The sequence below is a fragment of the Chromohalobacter nigrandesensis genome (assembly GCF_023061285.1).
Lineage (GTDB): Bacteria > Pseudomonadota > Gammaproteobacteria > Pseudomonadales > Halomonadaceae > Chromohalobacter > Chromohalobacter nigrandesensis.
Map to the genome: position 1 here is coordinate 104,582 of NZ_JAKGAM010000011.1, position 12,103 is coordinate 116,684.

At 57.8% G+C, this 12,103-nt stretch carries 12 protein-coding genes; 10 read left to right on the forward strand and 2 right to left on the reverse strand.

The genetic code is table 11. From position 1 onward, the window contains the following. Positions 1-106: 106 nt before the first annotated feature. The gene (locus tag L1073_RS13250) at positions 107-1,138 is read left to right on the forward strand and encodes an SMP-30/gluconolactonase/LRE family protein (protein WP_246899983.1); all 1,032 of its coding nucleotides are present in this window, start codon (positions 107-109) and stop codon (positions 1,136-1,138) included. An 87-nt stretch (positions 1,139-1,225) separates the two neighbouring features. On the opposite strand, the gene L1073_RS13255 is transcribed toward L1073_RS13250, so the two are convergent. Beyond that, positions 1,226-2,536: a carbohydrate porin gene (locus L1073_RS13255; RefSeq protein WP_246899985.1), complete on the reverse strand. Its 1,311-nt coding sequence runs from the start codon at positions 2,534-2,536 to the stop codon at positions 1,226-1,228. A 408-nt stretch (positions 2,537-2,944) separates the two neighbouring features. Between L1073_RS13255 and L1073_RS13260 the strand changes: the two genes are divergently transcribed. From L1073_RS13260 to L1073_RS13285, 6 genes are all read left to right on the forward strand, one after another. Then, entirely contained in the window at positions 2,945-3,946 is a 1,002-nt protein-coding gene (locus tag L1073_RS13260) for a succinylglutamate desuccinylase (protein WP_246899986.1), read from the forward strand. Positions 3,947-4,193: 247 nt separating this feature from the next. Next, positions 4,194-4,964 carry an ABC transporter ATP-binding protein gene (locus tag L1073_RS13265; RefSeq protein ID WP_281506091.1) on the forward strand — a complete coding sequence of 257 codons (771 nt, stop codon included), beginning with the start codon at positions 4,194-4,196 and terminating at the stop codon, positions 4,962-4,964. A 21-nt stretch (positions 4,965-4,985) separates the two neighbouring features. Next, positions 4,986-5,702, forward strand: coding sequence for an ABC transporter permease (locus L1073_RS13270; protein ID WP_246899987.1), 717 nt, complete (start codon positions 4,986-4,988; stop codon positions 5,700-5,702). Continuing rightward, a complete protein-coding gene (locus L1073_RS13275; protein ID WP_246899989.1) occupies positions 5,690-6,421 on the forward strand; it encodes an ABC transporter permease in 732 nt (243 codons plus the stop codon). Before L1073_RS13270 ends, L1073_RS13275 begins: the two co-directional genes overlap by 13 nt. Before the next feature lie 76 nt (positions 6,422-6,497). Continuing rightward, the gene (locus L1073_RS13280; RefSeq protein ID WP_246899990.1) at positions 6,498-7,292 is read left to right on the forward strand and encodes a transporter substrate-binding domain-containing protein; all 795 of its coding nucleotides are present in this window, start codon (positions 6,498-6,500) and stop codon (positions 7,290-7,292) included. Between the two features lie 48 nt (positions 7,293-7,340). Beyond that, a complete protein-coding gene (locus L1073_RS13285; protein ID WP_246899992.1) occupies positions 7,341-8,459 on the forward strand; it encodes a succinylglutamate desuccinylase/aspartoacylase family protein in 1,119 nt (372 codons plus the stop codon). 64 nt (positions 8,460-8,523) lie between these two features. On the opposite strand, the gene L1073_RS13290 is transcribed toward L1073_RS13285, so the two are convergent. Then, entirely contained in the window at positions 8,524-9,072 is a 549-nt protein-coding gene (locus tag L1073_RS13290) for a bactofilin family protein (protein WP_246899993.1), read from the reverse strand. A gap of 169 nt (positions 9,073-9,241) precedes the next feature. Here L1073_RS13290 and L1073_RS13295 point away from each other — a divergent pair, with 169 nt between their 5' ends. The 3 genes from L1073_RS13295 (at position 9,242) to L1073_RS13305 (ending at position 11,941) form a co-directional block, all read left to right on the forward strand. Continuing rightward, positions 9,242-9,823 (forward strand): bactofilin family protein, encoded by a 582-nt coding sequence (locus L1073_RS13295; RefSeq protein WP_246899995.1) that lies wholly within the window; start codon positions 9,242-9,244, stop codon positions 9,821-9,823. A gap of 507 nt (positions 9,824-10,330) precedes the next feature. Then, positions 10,331-11,242: a DUF5677 domain-containing protein gene (locus tag L1073_RS13300; protein ID WP_246899997.1), complete on the forward strand. Its 912-nt coding sequence runs from the start codon at positions 10,331-10,333 to the stop codon at positions 11,240-11,242. 93 nt (positions 11,243-11,335) lie between these two features. Further along, a complete protein-coding gene (locus L1073_RS13305; protein WP_246899998.1) occupies positions 11,336-11,941 on the forward strand; it encodes a class I SAM-dependent methyltransferase in 606 nt (201 codons plus the stop codon). The last annotated feature ends 162 nt before the right edge of the window (positions 11,942-12,103 follow it).

A 12,103-nucleotide genomic window follows, 5' to 3' on the forward strand; every position in this document is an offset into this window, starting at 1 on the left:
AGTCCATTGGTCGAATAGGTTCAACATACGCATAAATTAGTTATACATTTAAAAGGCAGGAAGCCGTCACACATCACAATCAACGAATTCAAAGGATCTTCACGCCATGCAGATGGGACGTCGCCAATTTCTCGCCACTTCCAGCGCCCTGGCCGCCACGGCCAGCTTCGCGCCAACGCTATTGGCACACACCACAGGGGCCGGCACGCCACAGCGTTATCCTGACAAGACTTGGGAAGTGCTCGATGATCGTTTCAAGCCTTATTACGTCTTCAACACGCCACTAGAACGACAATGGACCGGGGGCTTATGGCTCGAAGGACCCGCCTGGAACGCCGTGGGCCGCTACGCCGTGTTCAGCGATATCCCCCGCGCCCAGCAAATGCGCTGGGATGAAGCCAGCGGTGAGGTCAGCGTGCTACGCGAAGGCGTAGGCCACTCCAACGGCAACACCTTCGACCGCTGGGGACGGCTAGTAGCGTGTGAGCACTCACCCGCACGCGTGGTGCGCTATGAGTGGGACGGCGGCGTCACGATTCTCGCCGACCAGTTTCAGGGCAAGCGCCTCAATGCGCCCAACGACTTGGTTGCCCTCGACAACGGCGGCATTCTGTTCACCGACCCCGGCTACGGCGCGCACGTGGATTACGAAGGCCACAAGCGCGAGCTGGAGCTCGACCCGGCGATCTACTACATCGACGACGACCTCGACGAGCCACGCTTATTTTCCGATGAGCTCTACAAACCCAACGGCATCGCGCTGAGCGCCGACAAGCGCACGCTCTACGCCAGCGATACCGCGCCGTCCCACTATCCCGACCAGCCGGCGACGATCTCGCGCTGGCGCCTGGCAGAGGATGGTACCGCGCAAGGCGAGCGCGAGACGGTGGTTTCGAGCAAGGACGAGGGCTACGACGGCATCGCGCTGGATCAGGACGGCAACATCTGGGCCGGCGTGTCGGGCGGAGAAGGCAAGGACGGTGTTTCGGTTTTCACTCCCGACGGCGAGCGCCTGGCGCGCATCCTGCTTCCGGAAGTCTGCGCCAATCTGTGCTTCGTGGGCGAGGACCGCAACCGCTTGCTGATGACGGCCAGCCAGTCGATCTACACCCTCTATACGGGTGCTCGCGGCGCCTGAGCAGCGTCTCCAAAATCTGCCCGGTTTCCATCATGAAACCGGGCATGTCGTGTTATCCGACAATGCGCGATAAGCTCAAAGAGGGTCTCAGAAACTCGCCTTGATCGTGGTGCCGGCGACCCAGGCGTTGTCGACCGAATCCACCGCCGACGGATTGACCACGTACTGCAGGTTGGGACGCAGCGCCAAGTAGTCGGTCAAATTGAAGCTGTAGTAGATCTCGGCATCGTACTCGTGGCCCTGGCGTGGCAGCGGCGAGGATAAACCGGCCGGTGTGGCGTTGTAGTAGTCGACGTAATCGTTGACGTCATCATTGACGTGGAGATACGCCAGACCGATGCCGGCGTCATCCTGCGGACGCGCATCGAATGGCCCTTCGTAGGTCGCACCAATCGATAGGTAACGATCGATACCCGCCGTATCGCCGTGGTTGGCATTGCCCATGCTGAACAGCGTCAGCCCGCGATCGGGATTGCCGCCGCGTGTCGTCACCTGCTGCTGAACCACGTAGTAGAGCCCGGTGTTGGTATCGCTGGTATCCGTTGCCGGGCCAGCGCCATAGGCGCGATTCTCGACATTCTGTGTGTAGAAGCCGAGCTTGTAGGCGCCGTCCATGCCATTCAACGTCGGGGTATATCCTAGCTCCACCGGGAAAAGAGTGCCTTCGGTGCCACTGGTGCGCAGATCGAAGCCGTTGTCGTTCTCCAGGTTGCTGTCATTGATATTGAAAGCCCCCAACTGGGCATACCAATCGGACGCGAAGTTCGTGCGAATCACCGCCGCCCACTGCGAGATCGGCCAGTTATAGATATTGTTGCCCCAGTTGCCCGGCTGCGCCCCGCCGAACGCCAGGTTCTGGAAGTTGCTGTCGATGGTGGCAAAATCATCGCCGAAGGGAATCCGCCCCAGTTTGATAGACAAGGCGTCGTCGAAGAATCCCTGGCGATACCAGAACTGCGTCAGTCGCGTGACCGGCCCGCGCCCCTGCACTTCCTGCACGTTGGAGCCCCCGATCGTCGCGTCCGGGTCGCTGAGCCGGTCGTTAGCCGTATGGCCATTGCGGTTGACCATCGTCACTTGGAACTCGGCGTCCGGAATACCGGCCAGCTTGTCGAGGTCGACGTTGGCTCCGACGGCGAACTGATCGGCGTACTTGGTGACATGACTGTCGCGGTAACCGCCGTCGAGAATGGAGGCGGCTTCACCGACGTAGTCAAAGCTGAAGGCAACGCCGGCGTCTTCCAGCGCCGTGCGCTCTCCTCCCCAATCACCGAACATATAGGGGGAATCCGGCGCGAAGGCCGAATAGGCATTGGCCGTACCGGCGAGCAGGAAGCTGCCGATGATAACGAGCGACGCGCCACCAGCGCGAAGTTTGCCGAACGTGCACGAGGTCATGATGTTCCCGTCCTTTTATTTAGCGTGTTATCAATAGCAGGGTAATAATATGCCCAAACACGGCTTCACGAAAGCCTCTCTTGCGCCAGCCGCCTTTCTGCTCAAGACATCGTCGATTATCGCCAGCGACCTGGTTTTCATCGTGAGACCGGGCATTTTCATTACTCCGACCTCCCCTCTTGTGGTCGTGGGAGTGGCTCGTAATGTAGAGCTATCGACGGTACTAATGCCGTATTAGCAATACTTGCAGCCACGACTCATCCGCTCGCGGCGCTTGCAACGGCACGGACCGCACAACAACGCGGACCTCACAACAACATAAGAGGCGCACGATATGACCAACCAGGAATTCTTCGTTCCCTACGAATCCACCGATGTGCGCGGCGAGTGCCCCACGGAGCGTTGAATATGCTCGACAAGTGGCTCGCCTCGAGTCTCGACGCTGACTCCGTCGAGCCGCGCGAAGGAGGCGAAGGGCCCGAAGGAAAAGTCCCCGGCGGGCGCTATCGCCTGCACGCCCCCGGTGTGCTCGAACTGCTTCCCGATGAACTCGCCCCCGAGGCGCAGGCATGCGTCGTCTCGGCAGGCATCCACGGCAACGAAACCGCGCCTATCGAGCTCGTCGGCGCGTGGCTGGCGCGTCTCGAGGCCGGCCAACTCAGGCTCGGCGCGCCGATACTGGTGATCCTCGGCAACCTCGAGGCGATTCGGCAAGGCGTGCGCTTTTGCACCACCAACCTCAATCGCCTGTTCCAGCAAGGCCTTGACCTGGAAGGCGACGAGCCCGACCGCGCCCGCGAGCTGATGGCCGTCGTCGATGCCTTCTTCGTACGCCATGCCCTGCCCCGCGTGCACTACGACATGCACACCGCGATTCGCGACAGCCGCTACCCGCGTTTCGCCGTCGAGCCCTTCGCCAACGTCAAGACCGATCCCGCGCAATGGCAGGGGCTGGCCGCCGCCGGCATGCAAGCGGCCTTGCATCAGCATCGCCATAGCTGGACTTTCTCGCATTATTCCAAGCATTATCACGCCGCGCAGGCGTTCACGCTGGAACTCGGCAAGGTGCGCCCCTTCGGGGAAAACGACCTCGACGCACTGTCCGGGATGCTCACGCTGCTCGAGGCATTGCTCGAGGGCCGTCAGATACCGTCGGGGAATCTCGAGGAGGTGCGTTTCTACCGCGTCGTCAGCGAGCTGATGCGTCAGTCCCAGGACTTCGCGCTGTGCTTCTCCGAGGAAACGCCCAACTTCACCGAATTCGCCGTGGGCACTCGGCTGGCGCATGATGGCCAAGCTGGCGACACCGTCGTCGAAGAGGCGCCGGTGGCGGTGGTATTCCCCAATGCTCAGGTGGAACTCGGCGCGCGCGCGGCGCTGCTGGTACGTGCGTGCCCACCACCGAAATGACGCTCTTGCATTTCCGCACAACACTCAATGACAACAACGACAGGACGACTTTCATGCACAAGACGAAGCACTCATACGACAAACCTCGTATCATCGGCCGCCAAATCGAGCCTGCTCGGTCGCCTGCGGCCTGCTAGAATCGCTCCCTTTTTCGCGCTAGCCGCCCCAGGTCGCCACACCTCACTCACCCGCTCGTCGTCGTACAGGGTGTGCCGACCGTGACTTACTGCCACGTTTGGAGCTTTTCATGGCTGATATGCCCATTCCCCTCGAAGTGCGAGACATCACCAAGCGCTTCGGTGACACCGAAGTTCTCAAAGGGCTCTCTCTCAAGGCCCACAAGGGTGATGTCATCACCTTGATCGGCGCCTCCGGCTCCGGCAAGAGCACCTTTCTGCGCTGCATGAACCTGCTCGAACAACCCAATGAAGGCGAGCTGATCGTGCATGGTGAAAACATCGCCTTCAAAACCACCCGGCATGGCCGCGAGCCCGTCGACTGGAAGCAGGTCGAGCGCATTCGCGCCAAGCTCTCGATGGTGTTCCAGAGCTTCAATCTCTGGGCCCACATGACGCTACTGGAAAACGTCATCGAAGCGCCCATCCACGTGCTCGGCAAGTCGAAGCGCGAAGCCATCGCCCACGCCCGCGATCTGCTTGATCGTGTGGGCCTGCTCGATCACGCCGACTACTATCCGGCGCAGATGTCCGGAGGCCAGCAACAACGCGGCGCCATCGCCCGCGCCTTGGCCATGGACCCGGAAGTGATGCTGTTCGACGAGCCGACCTCGGCACTCGACCCCGAGCTGGTCGGCGATGTGCTCAAGGTCATGCGCGATCTCGCCGAGGAAGGCCGCACCATGATCGTGGTCACCCACGAGATGAGCTTCGCGCGCGACGTCTCCTCGCAAGTGATCTACCTGCATCAAGGCATGGTCGAGGAAGTCGGCCCGCCGAAGGAGGTCCTCGACAATCCACAGTCGGACCGCCTCAAGCAGTTCCTGGCTCCGAAGCACTGACGCCCGACGGGAGAAAATCGCATGATCGACCTACAGGGCTATGGCCCCCGGCTTCTCGAAGGCGCCCTGGTCACCGTGGAAGTCGCTTTGCTGTCGTTGTTGCTGGCCTTGATACTCGGCCTGCTCACCGCCAGCGCCAAGCTGTCTCGCCACTGGCTGTTCCATCGCATCGCCACGCTCTACACCACGCTCATTCGCGGAGTACCCGATCTCGTCTTGATGATGCTGCTGTTCTTTGGTGGACAGATAGGCGTCAACATGTTCACCGACTGGCTCTACTACGAGTTCGATGTGGATATCTTCATCAACATCAACGAGTTCATTGCCGGCGTCGTGACCATCGGCTTCATCTTCGGCGCCTACATGGGCGAAACGTTTCGTGGTGCCTTTCTCGCGGTGGAAAACGGACAGATCGAGGCCGGTCGTGCCTACGGGATGTCCAACCGGCTCATTTTCCGGCGTATTCAATTTCCGCAGATGATGCGTCACGCCCTTCCCGGGCTGGGCAATAACTGGATGGTACTGCTCAAGACCACCGCCCTGGTCTCGGTGATCGGCCTTTCCGACATGGTGCGTATTGCCGCAGAAGCGACCAAGGCCACGCATGAGCCGTTCCTGTTCATGATCCCGGTGGCGATAATCTACCTATTGATCGCCAGTGTCTCGGAATGGACCGTCGCGCGGCTGCAAAAACACTATAACGTCGGTTTCGGGGAGGCAGACGAATGGAACAACTAAACGCCTGGTTCACCGAGCTACTTGCGGACAACAGTATCTTCACGGCCGACACCCTGGGCTACTACCTCGATGGGCTGGGCAGCACCGTGCGTCTGGTGTTCTTGTCCCTCATCATCGGCTTGATGCTGGCGGTGCCACTGGCCATTGCGCGCGGCTCGCGGCGCAAGTGGATCAAGTGGCCCATCTTCCTCTACACCTATGTGTTTCGTGGCACGCCGCTGTTGATCCAGCTATACCTGATCTATTACGGCGTGGTGTTCATCGAGGGCATTCAGGACACCTTCCTCTGGGCGGTCCTCCAGGACGCCTTCTATCCGGCGTTGATCGCCTTCACGCTCAACACCGCCGCCTATACCACCGAGATCTTCCACGGCGCGATCAAGGCCACACCGCGTGGCGAGATCGAAGCAGCACGCGCCTACGGTATGTCACGCGCGCGAATGATGCGGCGTATCATCATGCCCAGCGCCTTCCGGCGTGCCCTGCCGGCCTACGGCAACGAGGTAATCTTCATGCTCCACGCCAGCGCCATCGCCAGCGTGGTCACGATCATGGACCTCACCGGGGCGGCGCGATTCGTCTATGCACGCTTCTACGCGCCCTTCGACGCCTTCCTCTTCGTGGCGGCGATTTACCTGTGCCTGACCTTCGCCATCCTGTATCTCTTCCGCTATCTGGAAAAGAAACTCCTGGCGCATCTCAAACCGATTAATGGATGATCTTTCCTGTCTGCCTCGGCCCGCGTCATGGCACGCGGCAGACCTCCCTCTAGCAATAACACCAATGAGGCTTCTCATGAAAAAGCTCCTGGCGCTGACACTTCTGGGCATGGTCATGACGACCGCCACCGCGCAGGCACGCGATACCGACGAAGTACGTCTGGCCATCGACGTGCCCTACGAACCGTTCGTCTACCGCACTGCGGGTGGCGAGTTGGAAGGTTTCGAGATCGATCTCGGCAACGAACTGTGCAAGCGCGCCAATCTGGACTGCACCTGGGTCGAGCAATCCTGGGACGGCATCATCCCCGGCCTGCTCTCGCGCAAGTACGACGCCATTCTCTCCTCGATGGCCATCACCCCCGAGCGTGAAAACCAGGTGCTGTTTTCGATCCCCTATTACAACACCCCCAGCGTCTGGATCACGCAGCGTGACCGCAACATCGACATCAGCGACAAGGACGCGCTCGAGGATCTATCCGTCGGCGTGCAGCGCGGCACCATTCGTGACAGCTATGTCACGCAGATGTACGGCGATACCCTCGATATCCGCCGCTACTCATCCTCCCAGGATGTTGCCAACGACCTGATCGCCGGGCGCCTGGATTTGTCCTTCGAGGACTACCCCGTCGCCGTCGAAACCTTCCACTTCAGGGATGACGACAGTGACTTCAAACAGGTCGGCGAGAGCATCAAGACGCCCACCTCGATCTTCGGAAAAGGCGCTGCCATGGCGTTTCGCAAACGCGATCGAGAACTGGCCGAGGAATTCAACCAGGCCATTCGCGGCGTCTATGCCGACGGCACCTACGACAAGCTGATGAAGCAATACTTCGACTACGACATCTCCCTGCCCGTCGGCAAACAATGACCGATTGCCGGCGGTAAAACGTACCGCCGGCCTTTACGAGGACACTTCATGCAGCATCGCACGCATCCCTTGTTGAGCCCGGTTCCCGGCACGCAGCGCAGCCTGGAGAGTTTTCACTTCGGCCCCGCCGAGGCGGAAAAGCGTGTCTACATCCAGGGTTCGCTGCATGCCGACGAGCTACCCGGCATGCTGGTCGCCTGGACACTCAAGCAGCGCCTGAAAGCGCTGGAAGACGCCGGAAAGCTCAAGGTGCACGTCATCGTGGTGCCGGTCGCCAACCCCATCGGGCTCGACCAGCAACTGATGGATATCCCGCTGGGGCGCTACGACTTCGAAAGCGTCAGCAACTTCAACCGAGGCTATCGCGACGTTACCGACACTGTCGTCGAAGGGCTGGAAAGCGCGCTGACGCAGGACGCCGAGCACAACCGGGCCGAGATTCGTCGGCGCTTCATTGCCGCCCTCGATGAACAGCCGGCCACCACGGCCTACGAGTCCCTGCACCTGACGCAGCAACGCCTGGCCTGCGACGCGGACTTCATCCTCGATTTGCACTGCGATTTCCACGCCGTCGAGCACCTCTACACCACCCCGGCGGCGTGGCCCGACTTCGAGCCCCTGGCGCGTTATTTCGGCGCCAAGGCCAGCATGCTCGCCACCGACTCCGGCGGCGGCTCGTTCGACGAATGCTTCACCCTGGTCTGGGAGCAACTGCGCGAGCGCTTCGGCAACCGCTATCCCATTCCCTACGGCAGCCAGTCGATCACCCTCGAACTGCGCGGCCAGCAGGACGTCGCCCGCGACATCGCCGAACGCGATGCCGACGCGATTCTCGACTGGATGCGCTACCACGCCCTGATCGACGGCGAAGCGCCGCCGCTGCCGGCACTGGCGTATCCTGCCACCGAACTCGCCGCCATGGACTTCCTGCGCGCTCCGGCGGGCGGCGTCGTGGTCTTCCATCGCACCCCGGGAGAAGAAGTCAAAAGCGGTGACCTGATCGCCGAGATCATCGACCCCATCAGCGACGCCGTACACCCCGTGCGTGCCGAGCAGGACGGCATGTTCTACGCCCGCACCCAGCGCAGAATGGCCACCGCCGGGATGATCGTCGCCGACGTCGCCGGCCACCACGCCCACCGCAGCGGCTACCTGCTCGCGCCGTAAAATACGAGTAATCCCCGCATGGAATAGCAAGGTGACAAGGGCAAGCGGCAGCAAGGATTCGGCATCATGTGACAGTCGATTGTAGCCAGGCTCCGCTTTCACATTTCAGGCGTTTTGCCTCAATGCTGCCGCTTACGCGTGCACTGGAGAGCACGATGGCTTGATCGGTGGCCACGAGTTGGCCGGTGACACTGCCGGCAACGCAAACCGTACGCGCCTCGATACGCGGAGATACGCTACCCGCTTCGTTGACCATGACAGAGTGCTCCCAGGCCGTGACATTGCCTACGACGGCGCCACTAATGACCAGCGCTTCATGAGCACTCACATCACCGTCAATACGCAGCGTCGAACCAATCAGGCTTCCGCCAGATGCGGGCAAGCATTGGGTGGTCTCTGTCGATGGAGACGTCGGTAAATCAACCTTGGCTGGATTTTGCGGCTGACTCGGCAGATTGGGAACTTCTTCAGAAGGGGCTGATTGACTCTGCTGCAGATGCCAGGAAGACGGCTGGGCTGCGGAGACACGCTTTTTGATACGCCTCTTGCCATCCAGCACAATGATGATGAGCGCTATCAAGCTCAAGACGAAAAATACATCACCGCCCCCCATAATTGCCCCTTGATCAGCATAGAATGTACAAGTATAGGCAGGTTTCTACATACTGAGAAAACACGACTAACAGGTATTTTCGTCAGCTACTCATCCTTTTGATCTCGAGCCGACAAGGCAGTATTTCCTGGTACCGTTGTTTTTTCTCACACGACTCGGACCCTCCCCTATGTTCAGCAAGCACAAACCCGACAGTGTTCCTGCCGACCATACGGTGCCGCCTCCCGCCTCACCCAAAAGCACCACCCAAGCGGACGTGCCACGAGACAAGACCGGACGATCCGCTATCATCGGCGCTCAAACCAGCATTGAAGGTAGCGTCATCGGTGAGGAAGAATTGGTTATCGATGGCCAAGTAGTGGGTACTGTAGAATTCAAGCGCAATACGGTCAGCATCGGCAATGCCGGCCGCGTGGAAGGGGATATCTATGCCCAAACGCTACACGTAGCAGGGCATGTCGAAGGGCGACTGATCGCCTCTCACAAAATTTCCATCCATCATACGGCATATATCGTTGGCACCATCATCACCCCTTGCCTGGTGCTGGAAGACGGCGCCGTCTTTCAGGGCAGCATCGATATGGACGCCGAGAACGAAATCCTGCTCTCCGCATTTGAAGGAGACGTTGGCAAGTCGACGCCTCATCACGCCCAGGACCAGGACCAGGAAGACACGGTGGATGATTTTGATGACACCGACGCGACAACGCCGCCCGCTGAGGAAGATATATATCACGAGGATAAACCTTGAACCCTTGCCTCCGCCCAGCAACCACCACCGACAACGGGTAGCCCACGCTGCCCGTTGTTTTACAAGTAAGCTAGCACTCACCCCTCTCGCCCACCGATAACCACCCGTCCTCCCCAAGCCACGAACTGCATCGATAAGTGACGCCTTATCCGCTTTGCTGACAGACCTCATCCCGCCTAGTATGAATCTCTAAGGCCGCTTAGACGGCTCGAAAAATAACCAATACACATGGGACTACCGCATCAACACGATATGCAGTGGCCGTGGCGGTAGCGTGCCTGACGACCACCATAATGCCGGCTGAGTGACGGAAACCGGCAAAGGCAGCAGGCACGCGAATTCTGCATAACGCGCTGAATAATTCTTAGTATGCATTAAAATCAATGGGTTAGGTGCGTAAGGACAAGCTAGATAAGATTTATTGAACGCGCGCGCTCGTTCAAGTAGCAAAACGAGCGCGCTAGCTAATACCTGTTAGGCAGTCAAGAAGTGTCCAAAGGAGTTGCGATGATCGAAGACCAAATTAGTCAGCTAGTGGCTTCAATAAAGGGGCATCAAGAAGAATTGGATGCTACTGCAAAACTTTTCCGAACCCCAGAAATTATGGATTCGTTCGATAAATGGAACAGTAACTGTTGGCGTAGTTCAGTTTTTGGGGATGGTTTAATAAAGTTGCGCCTATTTACTGAAAATAACTTTAATTTTGTAGAAACGGTTGGTGTTATTTCTGTTGCTCGCTATATATTCGAGCTAAGTCTTTGGCTGCGTCTTTTGGACCTTGATTCACGCTACGGCCTTGTATATTATGAACAAATTATAGACACACAGCTTCGTTACTGGAAAGACTACTGTTCGCAACTCAACAGAGAGATTAGTCTGCTTAATCAGTTTTCAGAAGAAGAATCATCCCTACTGAATGACAAGATGGCGGAGTTGAGCCTGATTTCTGATGAGCAAAAAAAGCAGCAGGCCGCTATATCGACCCCTAAAATTGTAGCCGAACTGATCGACAGGAAAGCGGCTCGGCAATTTTCAATCTATGCCGAGCAAGCGAAAATTAATGGTTACGGATTTCAAGCATATATGGTAGAGAACCAAGCTCTGCCAGAAGTCGAAGGTTCCATAGCTAGTTTGGAACAAGAAAAAGCCACATTTAATGCAACGATTTCAGAAGATATACGAGGCTTGATACCTGGTCGTTGGAATTGGCGTCAAATGGCAGAAAAAGTCAGCTTGACTGAGGAATACGATTTCATCTACACGTTTAGCAGTAAGCTACTTCATGCGACTCCAGCAAGTATCACAACTAACCAGAAAAACCTTGAGCTAGAAGAAATGGTTGTGTTTCTAAAATATATTGACGTGAAAATAAGAGACTTGCTTGAGTTAGGTCAGAGCCATGCGCAGGTAACTGCCTAACGGTGAGCAAAGCGTTATACAGACTAGGGAGAGCCAAGTTTGGAGTTAGACAGCGTAGTCCCATGGGGCCGATCTTTTGAAGAATACCAAGCAATGTTCGGGTTATCGGAAGATGATCTGAACAAGCGGATCCTCGCGAGCTTTAATGCAGAGACTACAGGCCGAGGATGCCAAATCACCTCCTGTGATCCGGTGTTCCAATTCCAGCCTGAAGAAATACGCCGTCGGATTGACGATGTGTACCCAGAAATTATGGCTAAGCTGCAGCAGGGAGCAGAAAACTATATCTGGGACTCACTGGGCAGTGTTGAGCAACTTGGCCAGGTCCGGATGAGGGCCATGTCAAAGTTTCTTTCTGATTTTGAAATCGGTCTTCAAGAAGGGCGGTATGTATCAGCATCACTGCCAGCGCTGCCATTCCCTGACTCAAAGTTCGATCTGGCACTCTGCTCTCACTACCTTTTCCTCTACAGTGACCATGTAGATGGGGCGGCTCATTTAGCATCAATGCGGGAGCTGTGCAGAGTTGCGCCCGAGGTCCGGGTTTTTCCTGTTGTGTCGTTGGATGGAAAGACCTCGAAATATTTGGATCAGGTCATGACGGCACTATCCGCAGACGGTATTGATGTCTCGTTGCAGCCTGTCAGCTACCGATTTCAAAAAGGTGCTACTGAGATGCTGGTAGCAAAGTCTGTATAACCAATGGCAGCACGGTGACCGCTTTTCCGCCGCGCTGCGGCTCCAAACCGGCACGTGTGCCAAGCGTTAGAAGAGGCCGAGTGTGGATATCAAAGCTAACATAAAAGAATACATTCCGCTCTGGAGCTTCTTAAGAAGCCTCCGCACCAATCGGCTTGTGAG